This window comes from Glutamicibacter soli (assembly GCF_052322135.1).
Taxonomy (GTDB): Bacteria; Actinomycetota; Actinomycetes; order Actinomycetales; family Micrococcaceae; genus Glutamicibacter; species Glutamicibacter soli.
Map to the genome: position 1 here is coordinate 1967840 of NZ_CM125969.1, position 17892 is coordinate 1985731.

Genomic DNA, 17892 nt, shown 5'->3' on the forward strand with positions numbered 1-17892 from the left:
TGCAGCCGAATATTGTTGTGCAGAGATGGCAATCCTCGTGATGTAGATCGAGGCGTGACGGTGGCCCCGAACAGTCAGAAAAAAGATGTCCGCTGACTACTGACGCTTGGGCAGCTTTCGATAGCACCCGTCAACTTCGACACTGTCCCCCGCGTGTATGGGGCTGAACCCAGACCTCACCGGCGCCCGGGCCTGAAAGATCAGGTGAAGCGCTGCCATTTAAGAAGTCCCCGGGGATGGCGCGACGTATCTTCTTGACGTATTTCGCGATTTTGGAGAGCCGATCCTGCTCCACTCCCGCCTCTTCGAAAACTTCCCGGTAACGCTCAGACACAGCGTTCATCATCGGCGCAGGAGACCCCGTCCGTCAGGGCGGGGAGGGATAGTGCCAGCACAACGTAGCGCTTCACTCTTCAGGGTTGCCGCACACATGAGGGCTGATGATCAAACGTTACCGCTACCGCGCCTACCCCACCCCGGACCAGGAAGCCTTCCTATCTTCCTATCTTCCTATCTTCCTCTCTATCTGTATATATACCTTCCGCACTTCAAAAACGTGGAAAAGTGGAACCAGATTCAGAAAATTTCGAACTGACTTGATGCTTTCCGGGGAATTCGGCAGAATCCAAGGTTGTACAGCAGGGGAACTTCGCGTTGATTTCAGGCAAGAAAAAGACCCGTTTCTGGGTCATGCTACTCTTGTTCTCTTTCTCATCCTTCGTGCGTTTCACAAAGAGCAGCATGTGTGCGCAAACGCTCTCAAACCGGATTTTCGTGTTTTCGCGGTGCGCAGCGGTTCGTCTGCTTTTGAAAACCTTCGAACAGTGCCTACCTGCTACTCGCCGGCGGCGTCACGCGAAGTCAGCAGCTCGCCACATCAGCATCTTCCGCTCGAGTTTCACCTCGATCGCCAACTCATGGACCCGCGGTGCTGACTCACCGGCTACATCCTGCAATACTGAACGCAAGCTGGGGTCGTCGTCAGGAGAATTTGGGATGAAAAAGGGATGGGTCATAGCCGTTGTGGGGGTGTGCTTGGCATTAGTCATCGGTGCCGTGGCACTCTTCTTTCCGCAGGTGTTCGGAGCGTCGAAGGATGCCGTCGGGTTCCCTCCTGAGGCGACACATTCAGCTCCTGAAGACGATGCGGGACAGGTAGCTGAGCTAATCGAGAACGTCGCTTCCGACCCCTCATCGGCGGTCTCCGAGGAGTTGGCAAGCGAGGTTGATTTCGATGTAGCTTTGCCTCCCGGATCTGACGTCACACCTATGGTGAAAACCTGGGCTCCGGATGGATTTGGCGGCGGCACGATGAACGCAACGATGAGTGTGCCAGGGCAGCCGGATGAGCAGTATCTGGTGGTGGTTGTGAAGACCGACGATGGATGGAAGATCATCGGCACGTTTGCGCAGGAGGTTCAACAGTGAAAGCTCTCAAACTCATCGCCGCGGTGTCAGGATTAGCGCTGTCCATGACTTTGCTGGGGGCGCCAGCCGCGACCGCAACAGCAGTCCCCCAGGAATGGGAGAAGACCTGCAATGTGCCAGGTCTGGACTATGCTCCCGTGCTGGACACAGATGACCAGAACGACGGAGCCGATCTGACGCTGGCGCCTAACGCCGCTGGTTTCTATGTGCCAGTGATCTACGTTCATGGTTGGGTCTCCACCAGCAAGAACGTAGCTGGCAAAGGGGTCTTCTCAACAGTGCCTGATCTTGCCGCCAAGCGCGCTGGGGGTACGCCGAAGCTGTTGCGATCACTCATCGGCAACGTCCAGGATTTGCCGGGGGCCGCGGTCTTCACCTTCGATTACCAGCAGTATGCGGCGCGCTGGGTTACCGATAAAAACATTGGCCCAGCCTTGGGCCAGGCCATCAGCTGCTTGCACGACAACAGCGGGCAGAAAGTAATTGTCGTGGGACACTCCATGGGCGGTTTGGCCACCCGGCAGGCGTTCTCCGAGGTAGACGGACTGGACGATAAAGTCAGCCAGGTCATCACCTTTGGCACTCCCAACACCGGATCGGTGATCGCCGCGGCGGCCGCTACGGCTCTCACTGGAGCATCGATTATTCCTGGTTTAACGGGTGAAGGGGTGGTGCTGCTGCGGGCCTGGTTGGCGCATTGCGGGAGAGCGAGCTCTCAAAACATGCTGGAGCCGGGTACGTTATGCTTCAATCTGCTCCCACCAGCGCTGACTGCATTCGACTCCGAAGCAGCCAAAGCGCTTCGCTCAGGGTCTGCAGAGCTTAAAGAGCTGGCAGATTGGCCCGATGGTGTTCCGGTGCATGCCTTGTCCGGGGACATGCGTTTCGATGTGGCCGGCACTGGATTCTTCGGCTGGAAGAAGAAGGAGTCTTTCAGCATGGGCGACGGGGTTGTCACCGTTGGCTCGGCTATTGACGGAGCAGCGGACTCCAAGAAGGCAACCTGTACCTACGACCTGGAGCCGGCTGCCAACATCCGGGATGGATTTGCCACCAACTTCTGGAAGGTGAAAACCTACGATGAAGTCAGTCGGAATTCGGTGGATCTCTTCACTGAGGCATGGCCGTGCTTCCATTCGAATCTGATGCGCGAAACGAGCTTGGCTAACGAGCAGTTCGTGCTGATCGCTGCGGATATCGAGACGAGATTTCCCCCGACAGACATTGTGACGATCGACCCCTGGAAGGAAGATCCCCCGGGGGAAGATCCTCTACTTAAAGCGGATGAGGTTTTGTCAGATGGTGAATGCTTCGGGCCCGGATTGAGCGGACGTTCGGACTCGTTCAGGTGCTCTGCCCAGAGCTATATATTGGATCCATGTTTTGCCAATCCGAATGATCCAACCAAACTGCTGTGCGTCTTCCCTAAATCGACAATCTTGCTCACCGATATGAGCACAGATAGCTCGAGTTCGGCTGTTGGCAAGGACGAAGGCTCAGCCTTCATGGCGGTACTACATGACGGCACGGTCTGTACAGCGAGCAGCGGCGCGGGGCCACAGGGGGTTGAGGGGTACCCGTACTGGTTCGGATCCTGCCAAGGCCCGACGGAAGGCATATGGCGGGCAAGGGCAGACAACCCAGACCCACTCACCAGACTGTATGACCGCACCGACAACGGCACGTATTTTGTGGCGATCAGCGTTGGAGATGAGCAGGCTCCAGCGCAGCTATTCCCCGTGAAAACAGCGTATCGATAGGAGCAGCACTAACCAGGCGAAAGCGAAGCAGTGGGGCTACAGAGACACCCACGACCGGAATGTCTCTGTAGCCCCACACAGCCACAGTTCAGGGCAGCTGGAAGCCCAATGCGGCCAGCTTCGTCCGCAGTGGGTGCCTCTGACCCAGCCGGGCCAATCCGCGGGCCTTTGCTGAATCGCTGGATTCAGCCACCGCCGACCGGATCTGCCCGTCCAGGCCAACAAACGCAGTCAGAACCCCTGAGGATCCGCTCTGCAGGCTCAGCGATACCTCGTCGAACCCCGATATGTGAATCCAGTCCTCCGCCAGCACCAGTCCAGCATCAAGCAACTTGATGACTGCCTCGCGCTGGTGCCCGGTAAGTTCGGAAGCGTTCGGGAAGTTGTATGGAAGTTCCTCCCAGTTGGTCACGCCCACCGGGAATTTGGTCGGCATGAGGCGTGGGTCGCCTCCTGGCGCGTAGCCTTGCAAGCCCAGCGCGCGTTGCAGAAGCCCAGTGAGTTTTCCGTTTGCCGCGGCCGCCAGTGCGTCGGTAACGAGACCGGAGACCTCGTCACCGTCGTCATCCAGAAGCAGCGCAGTGAAGCGGACGGTGCCGCCGAGGATTTCTATCCATACTCCAAGCTCGTGAAGGCAGACGTCTTCGATCTTTGACTCCATGGACGTCAGCCAGCGACCCCAAGAGACTTCGTCGATGGTGGATGGCTTGAAAGCGCAGGCTGGGACTACACCCATCGCGGACACCTGGCCCTCGGGTAGGTTGGAGACCAGGATTTCGTTCAGATTCGTCGTCATGTCGTTCATGTGTGCGGATGACGAGGGACGCTTGTCAACGCTAACTGAATACTGACCCTTGAACGACTTTTGAAAATTGACCCCACCCGGTCCATTCAACAGTCATTCTGAGGGAGTGATCAATGTGGAACAGTGGGCAGAGATCCGTCGACTGCATCGAGCAGAAGGCGTGCCAATCAAAGAGATCTCGCGGCGCCTTGGCATCGCACGCAACACCGTACGCTCAGCCCTGGCAGCCACCGAGCCGCCGAAATACCAGCGGGCGAAGCGTGGTTCCATCGCCGACGACTTTGAACCGGAGATCCGCAAGCTGCTGCGCGAATACCCGCGCATGCCGGCAACCGTCATCGCCGAACGGATCGGATGGACGAATTCGATCTCCACCCTGAAGAACCGGGTCGCACTGATCCGACCGGAATACACCAGCGTGGACCCCGCGGACCGGCTGGTCCACGAACCAGGTCACGCAGCGCAAATGGACCTCTGGTTCCCCGAGCCGCGTATTCCCGTCGGGTTCGGGCAGTCGATGATGCTGCCGGTGTTGGTGATGACGCTGTCCTATTCCAGGGTGCTCGACGCGCTGATGCTGCCCAGCCGGCAGGGCCCTGACCTGACAGCGGGAATGTGGAGCTTGATCAACAAGGCCGGCGCGGTTCCCAAAACACTGATCTGGGACTGTGAGTCAGCCATCGGCGGCAAGGGAAAAGTCACCGAAATCGCCGCGGCGTTTGCCGGGACGCTGGCGACCAGGATCATCCTGGCCCCGCCGCGGGATCCTGAGTTCAAGGGGCAAACAGAACGCAACAACCAGTTCTTTGAAACCTCCTTCCTCCCGGGACGGAAGTTCACCTCCCCGCAGGATTTCAACCAGCAGTTGTCCGGGTGGCTGCCGAAAGCCAATGCGCGCACGGTCCGCTCAATCCAGGGCCGGCCCCTCGACAGGCTCCCGACGGACCTGGCCGCGATGACGGCCCTGCCGCCGCTGCCGCCAGCCACCGGGTTTACCCATCGGGTGCGGCTGAGCAGGGACTACTACGTGAGGCTGGACCGCAATGACTACTCGGTGAATCCTTCGATGATTGGCCGGCTTGTTGATTTCACCCTCACCATGGATCGGGTCATCGGGGTCTGTGATCAGCAGGTGGTGGCTGATCATCCGCGGTGCTGGGCCAAGCACCAGGTCATTACCGACCCGGACCATGTGCAGGTCGCTGCAACGCTGCGTTCGGCGTTCAACAAGATCCGCCGTACTGCCACCAGCCACGTGAACGAACCGGTGGTTGAGTCACGCGAACTATCCGACTACGACAAAATCTTCGGCCTGGACGGCCAGGACTTTCTAGGAGAGCCGCAATGAGTTCTTTGGAAGCAACGATTGAGCATTTGGCCAGGGCCATCAAGATGCCCACGATCCGCAGGACGTGGAAGCAGCTGGCCGATCAAGCGCGTGATGAGGGATGGTCTCATGAGGAGTATCTGGCCGCGGTGCTCCAGCGTCAGGTCGCGGATCGGGAAGCCAGCGGCACCGCGTTGCGGATTGCCGGGGCGCATTTTCCCTCGATGAAGACGGTGGAGGATTTCAACTGTGATTTCCAGCCCTCGCTACGTCGTGATGTGCTGGCGCATCTGGCCACGACCACGTTCATCCCGAAGGCCGAGAACGTGATTCTGCTCGGGCCTCCCGGGGTGGGGAAAACCCACCTGGGCATCGCGCTGGGCGTCAAAGCCTGCCAGCAAGGGTACCCGACGCTTTTTGAGACAGCTGCGGGCTGGGTGCAACGACTGGCCGCAGCGCATCAGGCAGGGAAATTGAACGATGAGCTGCGGCGCCTAAAGCGGTACAAGTTGCTGATCATCGACGAGGTGGGTTACCTGCCGTTTGATGCGGAGGCCGCGAATTTGCTGTTTCAGCTGATTGCTCATCGCTATGAGCAGGGGTCGGTGCTGGTGACCTCGAATATGCCTTTTGGCCGGTGGGGTGAGGTCTTTGGTGATGATGTTGTTGCCTCGGCGATGATTGATCGTTTGGTTCATCATGCGGAGGTGTTGTCGTTGTCTGGTGATTCGTACCGGGTGAAGAACCGTCGGGATCTGCTGAGCAACGCTGAGCAGGCATAGAAGAAATTGGGTGGGGAGGGGTCAATTTTCGATTGGCGGTAGGGGGTCAATTTTCAGCTAGCGTTGACAACGCTGGAAGCTACTGTCCGGATATCAAGGCGTCTTCGATACGGTGGTTTTGATGATGCCCCAGTCAGCGTCCAAGATGAGCCGAACCGGGTTGCACTTCGGAGAGTTGGCCAGAACGTCCGGGCCAGCTTCCGTTTGCCCGAGGACGACGATGGTTAGATCCGCGTTCAGATCGCAATTACTGCCCAAGGCATCTCCCAGCGCCTGGCGCCCTTGTTCACTGAGCTGCAGCTTCGCAGAGAGTGGAGTGACCACATTGGACGTGTTCACAACCGAGCCCGCCGAAGGAGCCGGCGGGTTGGATGCATAAGCGAACAAGGCTATGCCGAAGGAGGCGACCACCGCCCCCGACGCAATCATCGTTACAGATATACGCCAAACGTGCCTCGCTCTGCTCAAATTCGCCACGGCAAGGACATTTCGTACAATCCCGTCCAGATACACCGCGTAATTGTCGACCAAGTCGAAGTCTTGATCGTCAGGCTCAGGTTGCCCCTGCTTTCCTGATGTCGGGTTCTCACCCTCGGTTTTGTTGCTCTCCTTGTCGAGGCCAGAATTCTGTCTCAGCAGCTCGCGCCGTTTGTCCAGAACTTCGTGGTACTTGTTCCTCAGCTCTTCTACGTTCTTGAAACCTTGAATGTGTGGAACTTCCTCTGTCGCATCGCCTCCCCCGGTCTTGTGGGCAGTGGCGTTTTTCGCGGCGCGCGGAACGAGGTCTTGATCGGTGACATGATTGAGGTAAACGTGGTCAGAGGCTAGGGTCAGTACGGCTCCCCAGAGGGCTATCCCACCTCCAATGGCGGCAAAGGCAATTCCGAGAATGGCCCCCCAGAATCTTGGCGACCAAAGCTCAAGTAGCCCAATGTCGCTGAGTTGGATTCCGGCAACAAAAACTCCGCCAACAGCAGCCAGGCTGATGATCAGCCATTTTGCAGTGTCCCGGATCCGCAGAGTTGCCAACTCGAGATGTTCATTGAGCCCACTCATTTGTTCCCCGTTTCAGCCCAGACCAATGGTGTACACCGAAGGCTCACTCTTCTTGGGCCGGTATATCTTGAGGGGGATTTTCCACCCTGAAGGCGACATCTAAAGGTGTGGCTTTGAAAGCTTTTTTGCCCCACACCGCCGATGGGTCCTCCCCGCAGTGAACGACATGCAGTATGTCTCCACAGCGAATTTCGATGCGCTCCTGGCCATTCATGTAATGTTGCTCAATCCGGCTCATTTCGGCCACCTCCGCTTACCCTGTCTGGACAACTTGACGGAACATCTGTGATATCCAATGGAGCCACCACCGCCTCTGGCTGTCAATGGCTCTTCGCCCTGTTCTCCCCTCATGTGCCCGGCACAAAACAGCACCCCCGCACCGATGTCGCTTCGGTACGGGGGTGCTTCCCAGATTGTCAGGCGGCGACCAGCTCCTTGGCCGCATCCACCTCCTGGACGAAGTCGCTACGCCAGGAGCCGTTCAGGATGGTGTCCACGGCCACCCGCACTCCGGTGACGTAGCCGGAGTTGCCAGCCCTGACACGGTGGGTGGTCAGCTTATGTCCGCTCTGGTTGGTCCGCCGCTTCACCACATTGGAGGCCAGCTTCTCATCCCAAACCGATGCCCAGGCCACGGTGTGCTTCTGGCCGTGCTGGATCAGGTCCGGGAATTCATCCTGAGCCTGCTTGAACGCGGTCTGCTGGTCGAAGAGGATCGTCCGCTCCCCGTTGACCGTCACCACCGTTCCAATGCGCGGCCCATTGCCCTTCAGCGAGCCGCCAGAGCCACCGGAGACCCAGCCGAGCGCCATGTTGGACATGGTCTCCGACTGACCCTCCGTGTCGAGGATCGGAGGGCGCAGCGGGTCTTCAGCCGCCACCGCATCGGCCCGGCCCATCTGCATCAACATCGATAGTGCACTGATCACCGATACGCCCGGGGCGTGGGTCTGGTTCTCGGCGTGGGCGTGATGGATCAGAGTGGTCAGATCCAACGGCAACCCGTTGGCGCCAAACAGGTCGATGAGCTCCTGCTCCATCCCCAGGAACCTGGCGAACTGGCGCAGCAGGTCAAAGACGATGATCAGGTCCGCGGCCAAGGTGGCGGTGCGCTTCATGGAGCCAGCTGAGGCACCCTTGGCCTTCATGCGCTTGGACACGATTTCCTGGTTGCGCTTCACGCTCATGTTTAGATTCGCAGTCCACGCAGGCCATCCGCCATCTTCGATGGAAGCCAGGTGGCGTACGAAGCGGATCAAGTGCACGGTCAAGCGTGCCGGAACTCCTCCCGCGTGCAGCGCGGTCAGCGCGGTCAGCGCGGTCAGCGCGTCGGTTGGCGCCGAGGACGGGTTCAAGCTTGCCCTTGCCGATGCAGAGCGGAACGAGTTGTTCACGTACCGAGGGCACGGTCAGCTCGTTCTCTGCGGCGATCAGCAGCTGAGCCACTGGCTTGTTGACCTTGCGGCTGGTCGTGTCCGCGTTCATACGGCCCTTGGTGGTGTTGTTGAAGATCTGGCGGGTGATGTCCTCCAGCTTCTGGTTCTCCATCTCCACCTGGCGCTTGTTCGAGGATGGAGCCAAGTCGTCCACGACCCAGATCGGGGAGCGAGCCACGGCGTTCTCGAGGTAGGCGAAGGTGTCCTTGTCGCTGCCTGGCAGCATGTCAATCCAGTCGCCGCTGTTCTTGGCCCAGAAGGCCATGGTGCGCTCGGCCGCCATCGACTTACCGCCACCCTTGGGACCCCACAGGTACACAGTGGAGCGGGGCGCAGCGGGAGAACCGGTCGCAGCGCAGCCAAAACAAGGGCGGCGGATTCACGTTTGGTAAACGGCTCGTCGCTCACGTAGGTCTTGACGACATCACGCAGATCCTGACGCATCGACTCCAGATGGGACTCCTCGGACCAATCGGCCTCGATCGCCCGCTTGCTGACGCCGTAGTGCCCGGCCGCGGGCAGTTCCTGCTCGTCCACCCCGGGCAACGCGCCTTCGCGGTCCATGTCGGGGTCGCCCACCACCTGATCGCCGATCACAAAGACGGGGTCGTGGCCGGCCACCGGTACCTAGCCCATCTGCATCCAGCGGGTGGAGTCGACGATATCTTCGATGCGGTGGCTCTTCATGGCAGAGAGCCACTTCTCGCCGTTAGCGCCGCGCCGTGGCCACGAGGGGTGGCGCAGTAACTTGGTGGGAATGCGTGCACCACGCTTATCCCATTCTGCCGACGCGTAGCCGAGGAAGTTCTCCGGGCCCTCAACCAGAAATGTCTCGACCTGGTCGCCGATCTTTCAGCTGACTTCTACCCGGGCGCTGATGGCTTCAACATCATCCAGACCGATGTTGGGGTCGAATTTGCCGCTGAGGATTTCATGGTCGGTGGGCTGGCGCCGGGTGTCGGACCCGTGGATCCGGCCGCCGAGGTCAACCTTTTCCTCCCAGGCGTAGCCCGAGAGGGTTCCACAGGGCCCGTTCATTACCGGGATGCACTCTTCGGCGGAACAGCGGTCCTTGGCAAAGCGCCAGTTGCCAGCCTTTTCGTTAGCATCGCGCACGGGCGGCTTGGGCAGTTCGTCAACGAGGAAGGCGATCAGGTCGCTCCACTGGCCCACCTGTGCAAGGTAGTCGTCAACACCCAGCTTGGCGATCATGCCTCCGTCCCCGGTGGTGCTGGTGGGGTTGAGGATTCACAGCTTGCCCATGCGGGCCCGGGTCTCCAAGTCCTTCCAATGGCGCACCGTGGCGCCGTAGACGAACGGGTTCTCTTCCGGGTCGGCATCGAAAGCGATCCGGCCTTCGCGACCGCGCAGCTTGATTTCACGCGAGTCGATGGGGTTTTGCGCGGTGTTGTGGATGCCGGCGATTGAGACGATGACGACCCGGTCGGCTTCGGGGATGGCTTCGAGCAGCTCAGCCAGCCGAGCGCGCGGGTCCTCCACGCCGACCCCGGACAGGTCCTCCCAGGTTACTCCGTGCTCGAACAGGTAGGCGGACAGCACCGAATCGCCCCTGAGCATCCCTTCGGCGATCATGACTACCGGCACCGACTCGGCCGGTCTGGCCATTCCGCACCTGGCCCGGCAGCTGATCGTCCTGCACGCCCAGCGGGCGGACGTAGCCTCCCATCTGGAAACCATGGGCCAGACCCACCCTCTTTGCCCGGTCCTGACGTCCATGCCAGGGGTCGCCGTCAGGACTGCCTCGATCTTCATTGCCGAGACCTCCGGCAAGACCTTCACTAGCCCTGCCGCGCTCGCGTCCTATGCTGGGCTGGCACCGGTCACCCGGCAGTCGGGGACCTCGATTAAGTCCGAGCGCGTCAGTCATTCAGGCAACAAGCGCCTGAAACAGGCGCTGTTCCTTTCGGCGTTCGCGTCGATCCGTTTCGACCCTGCCAGCCACGCGTACTATGACCGAAAACGGGCCCAGGGGAAACGCCACAGCCAGGCGCTCATTACGTTGGCCCATCGTCGGCTGACGGTGTTGTTCGCGATGATCCGGGATGGGTCGCTTTACGATGCTCCGGTGTTGGAAGTTGCTTGACAAAATACATAGGGGCACGCCCGGGCCTTCGACGGGCACCGCTAGTTGTAATACCCACATAGGTTAAGAACACACGGCGTGGCTCAATGACAAAGAGAAGACCCCTGAGTGAAGTGGTGTTTGCGACAACATTCACGACAACCCAGAGGTCTTCTCCATGTCCCATCCTAATGCCACCCTCACACCCACTGGCCGCACCCTGCTCGCCCGCTCCATCGTCGAGGACTGCTGGTCCCTGCGCCGCGCCGCCGAACGCTTCCAAGTCTCCACCGGCACCGCAGAGCGCTGGGCCACTCGCTACCGCGAGCACGGCGAAGCAGGCATGCACGACCGCTCCAGCCGGCCACACGCTAGCCCGCAGCGCACCTGTACCCGTACCGAACGACGGATCATCGCCCTGCGCGTGAACCGCCGCTGGGGACCGGCCCGCATCGGCTACCACCTGGGCATCCACCCTTCCACCGTGCACAAGGTCCTCTCCCGGTACGGGTGCTCCCGCCTGTCCTTCCAGGACCGGGCTACCGGCCGGTGCATCCGCCGCTACGAGCACAAGGCACCCGGGAACATGATCCACGTGGACATCAAGAAACTCGGGCGGATCCCCGACGGCGGCGGCCACCAAACGCTGGGCCGGGCGGCCGGGAACCGGAACAAAACCCGAACAGCCGCCAACCGGAGGCCCGGCTACGCCTACCTGCACAACGCGGTGGATGACCACTCGCGCCTGGCCTATACCGAAATCCTGACCGATGAGAAGAAGGAAACCGCGGCCGGGTTCTGGGAACGGGCCAACGCCTACTTCGCCTCGCTGGGCATCACGGTGCGTCAGGTGCTCACCGATAACGGGGCATGCTACCGGTCCCACGCGTTCAGGGACGCGCTGGGGGGTCGCGGTGAAGCACCGGCGGACGCGCCCCTATCGGCCGCAGACCAACGGGAAGGTGGAGCGGTTCAACCGGACAATGTTGGAGGAATAGGCGTACGCCAGGCCGTACCGCACGGAGGCCGAGCGGGTTGCAGCGTTCCAGGGGTGGTTAGACTATGACAACTACCGTCGAGGACATACCGCACTGAAGGGTCTGGCCCCGGCTGATCGTGTTCTTAACCTCCGTGGGTAATACAGCTAGTGTGCCGGAACCGCCAGGAACTCGCCCTCGGCGATCTGCGCGCGCTCATCCAGCGCGCGGGTCATCGACCAGGTGTCGGTGAAGCGGCAGGCGGACATTTTCCACTGGCCGTCCACCAGCACGTATTCGTCGTCGTATTCGCCGGTCTTCAGGTACTCGGTGCGCTCGGCCAGGTTGACCTGGCGGAAGCGCAGCGTCCAGCGGCCCCGGGCGGTGGTGGGGCTAATCAGCGTGATGTCTGGATGCATGCCGTGGTGCATGTCGAAGATCACGTGCTTCCCGTCGACCTTCGCCAGCGCCACCCGGGTGAAGATTTCAGCCATCGGCTCCACGTCATCGAAGGCGCCCATGGGGCCGTAGTCGATGATCGCGCCGCGTTCGATGAAGCAGTCACGGAATCCCTGCGGGTCCTTCCCGTCGCAGGCGCGCCAGTAGCGGTGCTTGAGCGCCTTGATCTTTTCGATCGCTTCCAGCGCTACAAGGCGTTGTTCCAGATCCATGCGTTGTTCTCCTCAAAATCGTTTCCGGCGGATGCTCGGTTGGCGGTTCAGCCGATGACGGCATCGGAGAACACCGGTGGGTTCCCGAGCATGGGGCGGTGGGATATCGGCTGCGCGCCGTTCACGTCCTGCACCCCCAGTTCCGCGGCCACCTCTGCGGCGATCAGCACCTGGCCGCTGCGCCGCATCAGCTGCGGGTCGCGGTGCAGCGCGTCGATGACCCTGCCGGGGAATTCCGGGGATTCGGCGGTGGCTTCAAGGTCCCCGTACTGCTCCGGGCTTTTCGCCAGCTCGGCCAGGGTGCGTTCGGTCTTCAGCATCCCCATCCACAGGGAGAGGACGGCGACGCCGTGCGGCTTGAAGTCCACTGCCATGTCGCTGGCCATCTTGTCCACGGCGGCCTTGCCGGCTCCGTAGGCCGGGCCGTGCATGTAGCAGGTGCCGCCGAAGGAGGAGGTGTTCACCACCAGGCCGCCGCCGGCGATCAGCAGCGGTGCGGCGTAGTAGCTGGCGACGTAGCTGGAGCGCAGACCGACGTTGAACACCTCGAGCAGGTCCAGGGACTTCTCCCAGAACGCTCCGGAAAGCGTCAGCTCCGCCGGGACCGCGTAGGCGTTGTTGACCAGGATGTCGATGGCCCCGTCTTCGGCGGCGATACGTTCGAAGAGCGCCTTCACCTGGGTGTCGTCGGTGTGGTCGAGCACCACCGGAACGCCGATCCCGCCGCGGGCGGTGATCTCAGCGGCGGTGGCGAAGACGGCTCCCGGCAGCGGGGCCTCGCCTTCGGTGGTGGTGCGCCCGGTGACGTAGACCTTGGCCCCGGCTTCGCCCAGCGCCAGCGCGATCCCCTTGCCCGCCCCGCGGCTGGCTCCGGTGACAACTGCGACGCGTCGGGTTTTCTGGGTCATCGATTTCCTCCCGTGGTTCTGGCGCGCCCGAGGTCCCGGGCGCGCGTGGCACGATTACATCCCGGCCGCGCACCGCCAAAATCCGCCCGTCCCGCTCAGCGGGACGGGCCGCCATGCCGCCCCGGCGGCACGAAGGCCCGGAACCAGCCGGTCGATGACCAGCAGATTCCGGGCCCTGGCAGGAGACGGAGGTTCTACTCCACCCGGTTGCCCAGCTCGTGCAGCGGGGTCTTGAAGGTTTCGCGGGCCCAGATGGCTCCGATGGCCGCCACGATGGAGGATCCGGCGACGATCCAGGCCGCCGGGCCGTAGTTGGCGGGGATCCCGCCGACCAGCACGGTAGCGATCATCGGGGTGAATCCGGCGCACAGGATGCCCACCTGCAGGCCGATGGCGACACCCGAGTAGCGGACCTTGACGTGGAACAGCTCGGAGAACCAGGCCGGGTAGATCGCGTTGGACACCGCGTAGCTGCCGGCGGTGATCGCGATGCTCAGCAGGAAGACCAGCGCGATGTTGGAGGTGGAGATCGCCCAGAAGTACACCCAGATCAGCACGCCGGAAGACAGGATGCCGGTGATGAAGATCGGGCGGCGGCCGAAGCGGTCCGAGAGGTGGGCGCTCAGCGGCTGGGTGAAGATCGCCAGTACGTTGCCCACGATGCTCACCACCAGCATGGTGGCCGCGGGGATTCCCACGCTGACCGCGTAGGCCAGGCCGAAGGCCTGCATCAGGGTGTTGGTGACGCATTGGAAGGACATCAGCGAGACCTGGAAGAACTCCGCCGGGTGGGTCTTGAGCATCAGCAGGAACGGCAGCTTCTCCTTTACGTCGCCGGCCTGCGCCTTGACCTCGTCCTCGAAGACTTCAGGCTCCTCGAGCGAGCGGCGCACCAGCATGGCCACGATCATGACGATTACCGAGAGCAGGAAGGGAATACGCCAGCCCCACGACATCCTGGCGGTTTCCTCCATGGCGGCGACCGGGATGAACGCCAGCGAGGCCAGCACGATGCCCGCCGAGATCCCGCTCATGGCGAAGGACGGGAAGAACCCGCGCCGTCCCACCGGGGATTCCTCCATGGTCAGGGTCGAGGATCCTGCCGTCTCGGCGCCGGCGGACAGGCCCTGGACCAGCCGCAGGAACACCAGCAGGGCCGGGGCCAGATAGCCGACCTGCGCGAAGTTCGGCAACAGGCCGATCGCGAAGGTCGACCCTCCCATCAGCATCAGGGTCAGCACCAGCGTGTTCTTACGCCCCAGTCGGTCGCCCAGGTGGCCGAACACGATGGCCCCGAATGGGCGGGCCACGTAGGCGACGCCGAAGGTGGCGAACGAGGCCATGAGGGTAATCGTGGGATCCCCCGCCGGGAAGAAGATATGCGAGAAGATCAGCGACGCGGCGGTCGCATAGATGAAGAAGTCGTAGTACTCCAGCATGCCTCCGAGGAACGCGGCCAGCGCCGCTTTCTTCGCCCGCTTCATCCGGTAGCTCTGCTCGACACGCGAGAGATCTGTACCGACAACTGCGCTGCTCTGGTCAATCGCCATGGGGAACCTCCAAGTAACAAGAACCGATGTGCACGCTATCCGAACAGTGGTACGTTTTGCGCACACTTGAGTGTACTCCTGCGTGATCCGCAACACCTAGGGAAATTTCAAAGAAAATTCGCCGATCCGAAAATCTCCCGCAGGCGCTCGGTGCCTTACAGGTCAACGGCGATTTGCCGTGTGCAGGCCCCCGTTAACGCGGCAAAGGGCCGCCCCGAGGGGCGGCCCTGGTCTGCGCGAGGGAGGTTAGTGGCCGAAGGAATCCGCATCCAGGCGCGGGCCGGCACCGGTATCCAGCGCATCGATCGCCGCCAGCTGCTGCCCGGTCAGGGAGAAGTCGAAAACATCAAGGTTCTCGCGCTGCCGCACATCACTGGCGGACTTGGGCACCGCGACGCGTCCCGAATCAAGGTGCCAGCGCAGCACGATTTGCGCCGGGGTCTTGCCATACTGCTCCGCCGCTTCGGTGATCGCCGGGTGGGACAGGAAATCCCCGGCACGGCCCAGCGGGCTGTAGGCGACGGTAGGCAGCTGATGCCGGGCATGGGCCTGTAGCTGCCCGCGCTGCAGGTGTTCGGGGTCGACCTGCACCTGATTCAGCGCCGGGCGCAGCCCCGCGTCGTAGACGGCCTGCAGGTGCGCCGGCTTGAAATTGGACACGCCCCAGGCGCGCAGCTTCCCTGACTGCACCAGTTCCTCCAGCCCGTGGCAGGCCTCGACATAGGCGCCCTGCTGCGGGTTGGGCCAGTGCACCAAATACAAGTCCAGGTAATCCAGCCCCATCAGCTCGCAGGCGCGCTCGTAGGCGGCGGCCACGCCGTCGCGCGAGTGGTCCTCCTTGTTGAACTTGCTGGTCACCCACAGCGTCTCGCGCCGCACCCCGGCCCGCGCGATGCCCTCGCCGACCGCCTGCTCGTTGCCGTAGTTCGCCGCGGTGTCCACGTGGCGGTAGCCGTTGCCCAGCGCCCGGGCCACCGCATCAGCCGCTTCCTCGCCGGTCAGCGGCCAGGTGCCCAGCCCGATGGCCGGAATCCGCAACCCCGGCGCCAACTCGATCGTGTGCTGTTCCTGCATTCCTGCTCCCTCGTCCCTGACCTGCGCTTATCGCCTTGGCTAATCCATTCAAGTATTAAGCGGCCCCCGCGCAAAAGTCCACGACCAAACACGTCAGCGACTATGTAGGATTCCGGGACAATCGGCGAATCGGCCGCACAGCGCATCCATCCCGCGCCACACTTGGTCATTTGGCGCGCGGCTCCTAGATTCCCGTCTGCCGCACCGATAGCATCGGGTCAGAAGCACAATCCACCACAAGGAGCTCACTGACATGTCCCACAAGGTCAAAGCGGTCATTTCCCGCGCCAAAGACGCCCCGGTCGAGGTTGTCGACATCATCGTTCCGGATCCGGGACCGGGAGAGGTCGTGGTCGACGTGCTGACCACCGGCGTGTGCCATACCGACCTGCACTACAAGCTCGGCGGCATTGGTGACGACTACCCCTACCTGCTGGGCCACGAGTCCACTGCGGTGGTCAGCCAGATCGGCGAGAACGTCACCAACGTCAAGGTCGGCGACCGCGTCATCCTGAACTGGCGCGCGGTCTGTGGCCAGTGCCGCGCCTGCGCCAAGGGCGAGCCGAAGTACTGCTTCAACACCTTCAACGCCACCCAGAAGATGACCCTGGAAGACGGCACCGAACTGTCCCCTGCGCTGGGCATCGGATCCTTCGCCGAAAAGACCCTGGTCCACTCCGGGCAGTGCACCATCGTGGACGAGGACGCTGATCCGGCGGCCGTGGGCCTGCTGGGCTGCGGCATCATGGCCGGTATCGGCGCGGCCATCAACACCGGAGAGATCAAGCGCGGGGAATCCGTAGCGGTCATCGGCTGCGGCGGCGTGGGCTCGGCGGCCATCGCCGGCGCCCAGCTGGCCGGGGCGACCACCATCATCGCGGTGGACGTCAACCAGGACAAGCTGGAAACCGCCAAGCGCTTCGGCGCCACCCACACCGTGAACTCCGCCCAGGTGGACGCGGTCACCGCGATCCAGGAGCTCACCGGCGGCTTCGGCGCCGACGTGGTCATCGACGCGGTGGGCCGCCCGGAAACCTACAAGCAGGCCTTCTACGCCCGCGACCTGGCCGGACGCGTGGTGCTGGTGGGCGTGCCGACCCCGGAGATGACCCTTGAGCTGCCGCTGCTGGACGTCTTCGGCCGCGGCGGTTCGCTGAAGAGCTCCTGGTACGGCGACTGCCTGCCGAGCCACGACTTCCCGATGCTGGTCCAGCAGTACAAGCTCGGCCGCCTGGACCTGGATTCCTTCGTCACCGAGCGCATCGGCATCAACGACGTCGAGGCGGCCTTCGACAAGATGCACGAGGGCACCGTACTGCGATCGGTGGTGGAAATCTAGTGGCCGCGCGCATCGAGAACATCGTCACCTCCGGCACCTTCAGCCTGGACGGCGGCACCTGGGAAGTGGACAACAACGTCTGGCTCATCGGGGACGACGCCGAGGTCATCGTGATCGACCCGGCCCACGACCCGCAGGCCATCCGCGAGGCCATCGGCAAGCGCGAGGTGATGGCGGTGCTGCTCACCCACGGGCACGACGACCACATCCGCGCCGCCGCGCAGTTCTCCGACGAGGTCGACGCCCCGCTGTTCCTGAACCCCGAAGACCAGATGCTCTGGGACGCGGTGTACCCGGAGCGCGATATCGACGCGGAAATCCACGAAGGCGACAGCTTCACCGTCGCCGGGACCACCTTGACAGCCCTGCACACCCCGGGGCACTCACCGGGATCCACCTGCTTCTACTCGGAGGACCTGGGGGTGCTGTTCAGCGGCGACACCCTGTTCAATGGCGGGCCCGGCGCCACCGGGCGCAGCTACTCGAGCTTCGAGACGATCATCGACTCGATCCGCTCCAAGCTGCTGACCCTGCCGGCGGAAACCGTGGTCAACACCGGCCACGGCGCCGCCACCACCATCGGCGACGAAGCGCCGAACCTGGATGAGTGGATCGCCCGCGGGCACTAGCCCCATAGCGGTGCGCAACGCTGAGCCCAAGCCGGGGTGGAATGAGCAATTCCATCCCGGCTTGGGC

Annotated in this window: 17 protein-coding genes and 2 pseudogenes; 8 read left to right on the forward strand and 11 right to left on the reverse strand. The window is 62.3% G+C overall.

Features of this window, described 5'->3' with window-relative positions; genetic code table 11:
- Positions 1-654 precede the first annotated feature (654 nt).
- Entirely contained in the window at positions 655-1428 is a 774-nt protein-coding gene (locus ACTX90_RS09350) for a hypothetical protein (RefSeq protein ID WP_443444056.1), read from the forward strand.
- Positions 1425-3188 (forward strand): esterase/lipase family protein, encoded by a 1764-nt coding sequence (locus ACTX90_RS09355; RefSeq protein WP_443441960.1) that lies wholly within the window; start codon positions 1425-1427, stop codon positions 3186-3188. Before ACTX90_RS09350 ends, ACTX90_RS09355 begins: the two co-directional genes overlap by 4 nt.
- Before the next feature lie 88 nt (positions 3189-3276).
- On the opposite strand, the gene ACTX90_RS09360 is transcribed toward ACTX90_RS09355, so the two are convergent.
- The gene (locus ACTX90_RS09360) at positions 3277-3993 is read right to left on the reverse strand and encodes a hypothetical protein (protein WP_443441961.1); all 717 of its coding nucleotides are present in this window, start codon (positions 3991-3993) and stop codon (positions 3277-3279) included.
- Between the two features lie 106 nt (positions 3994-4099).
- Between ACTX90_RS09360 and istA the strand changes: the two genes are divergently transcribed.
- Both istA and istB read left to right on the forward strand, forming a co-directional pair.
- Entirely contained in the window at positions 4100-5341 is a 1242-nt protein-coding gene (istA, locus tag ACTX90_RS09365; RefSeq protein ID WP_443441962.1) for an IS21 family transposase, read from the forward strand.
- Entirely contained in the window at positions 5338-6102 is a 765-nt protein-coding gene (gene istB, locus ACTX90_RS09370) for an IS21-like element helper ATPase IstB (protein WP_443441963.1), read from the forward strand. The genes istA and istB overlap by 4 nt, the downstream gene beginning before the upstream one ends.
- 93 nt (positions 6103-6195) lie before the next feature.
- Here istB and ACTX90_RS09375 read toward each other — a convergent pair whose 3' ends face one another.
- The 6 genes from ACTX90_RS09375 to ACTX90_RS09400 all read right to left on the reverse strand — a co-directional run bounded on the left by ACTX90_RS09375 (position 6196) and on the right by ACTX90_RS09400 (position 10187).
- Positions 6196-7158, reverse strand: coding sequence for a hypothetical protein (locus ACTX90_RS09375; RefSeq protein ID WP_443441964.1), 963 nt, complete (start codon positions 7156-7158; stop codon positions 6196-6198).
- Between the two features lie 43 nt (positions 7159-7201).
- On the reverse strand, positions 7202-7396 hold the full coding sequence (locus ACTX90_RS09380; RefSeq protein ID WP_443441965.1) for a hypothetical protein: 195 nt from the start codon (positions 7394-7396) through the stop codon (positions 7202-7204).
- Positions 7397-7574: 178 nt separating this feature from the next.
- Positions 7575-8345 (reverse strand): hypothetical protein, encoded by a 771-nt coding sequence (locus ACTX90_RS09385; protein WP_443441966.1) that lies wholly within the window; start codon positions 8343-8345, stop codon positions 7575-7577.
- On the reverse strand, positions 8230-8877 hold the full coding sequence (locus tag ACTX90_RS09390) for a hypothetical protein (RefSeq protein WP_443441967.1): 648 nt from the start codon (positions 8875-8877) through the stop codon (positions 8230-8232). The genes ACTX90_RS09385 and ACTX90_RS09390 overlap by 116 nt, the downstream gene beginning before the upstream one ends.
- Before the next feature lie 569 nt (positions 8878-9446).
- Positions 9447-9806 (reverse strand): hypothetical protein, encoded by a 360-nt coding sequence (locus tag ACTX90_RS09395; RefSeq protein WP_443441968.1) that lies wholly within the window; start codon positions 9804-9806, stop codon positions 9447-9449.
- Between the two features lie 36 nt (positions 9807-9842).
- Positions 9843-10187, reverse strand: coding sequence for a hypothetical protein (locus ACTX90_RS09400; RefSeq protein ID WP_443441969.1), 345 nt, complete (start codon positions 10185-10187; stop codon positions 9843-9845).
- 4 nt (positions 10188-10191) lie between these two features.
- Here ACTX90_RS09400 and ACTX90_RS09405 point away from each other — a divergent pair.
- Both ACTX90_RS09405 and ACTX90_RS09410 read left to right on the forward strand, forming a co-directional pair.
- Positions 10192-10698: pseudogene (locus ACTX90_RS09405) on the forward strand (transposase); the annotation flags it as partial.
- Between the two features lie 157 nt (positions 10699-10855).
- A pseudogene (locus ACTX90_RS09410) lies at positions 10856-11816 on the forward strand (IS481 family transposase).
- 5 nt (positions 11817-11821) lie between these two features.
- Here ACTX90_RS09410 and ACTX90_RS09415 read toward each other — a convergent pair.
- The 4 genes from ACTX90_RS09415 to ACTX90_RS09430 all read right to left on the reverse strand — a co-directional run bounded on the left by ACTX90_RS09415 (position 11822) and on the right by ACTX90_RS09430 (position 15857).
- On the reverse strand, positions 11822-12325 hold the full coding sequence (locus tag ACTX90_RS09415) for a nuclear transport factor 2 family protein (protein ID WP_443441970.1): 504 nt from the start codon (positions 12323-12325) through the stop codon (positions 11822-11824).
- Positions 12326-12372: 47 nt separating this feature from the next.
- Positions 12373-13233 (reverse strand): SDR family NAD(P)-dependent oxidoreductase, encoded by an 861-nt coding sequence (locus tag ACTX90_RS09420; protein ID WP_443441971.1) that lies wholly within the window; start codon positions 13231-13233, stop codon positions 12373-12375.
- A 194-nt stretch (positions 13234-13427) separates the two neighbouring features.
- On the reverse strand, positions 13428-14783 hold the full coding sequence (locus tag ACTX90_RS09425) for an MFS transporter (RefSeq protein WP_443441972.1): 1356 nt from the start codon (positions 14781-14783) through the stop codon (positions 13428-13430).
- Between the two features lie 246 nt (positions 14784-15029).
- Positions 15030-15857 carry an aldo/keto reductase gene (locus ACTX90_RS09430; protein ID WP_443441973.1) on the reverse strand — a complete coding sequence of 276 codons (828 nt, stop codon included), beginning with the start codon at positions 15855-15857 and terminating at the stop codon, positions 15030-15032.
- A gap of 253 nt (positions 15858-16110) precedes the next feature.
- Between ACTX90_RS09430 and ACTX90_RS09435 the strand changes: the two genes are divergently transcribed.
- Positions 16111-17196 (forward strand): S-(hydroxymethyl)mycothiol dehydrogenase, encoded by a 1086-nt coding sequence (locus tag ACTX90_RS09435; RefSeq protein WP_047119228.1) that lies wholly within the window; start codon positions 16111-16113, stop codon positions 17194-17196.
- Complete coding sequence (locus ACTX90_RS09440; protein WP_047119229.1) at positions 17196-17825, forward strand: MBL fold metallo-hydrolase; 630 nt, start codon at positions 17196-17198, stop codon at positions 17823-17825. Before ACTX90_RS09435 ends, ACTX90_RS09440 begins: the two co-directional genes overlap by 1 nt.
- The last annotated feature ends 67 nt before the right edge of the window (positions 17826-17892 follow it).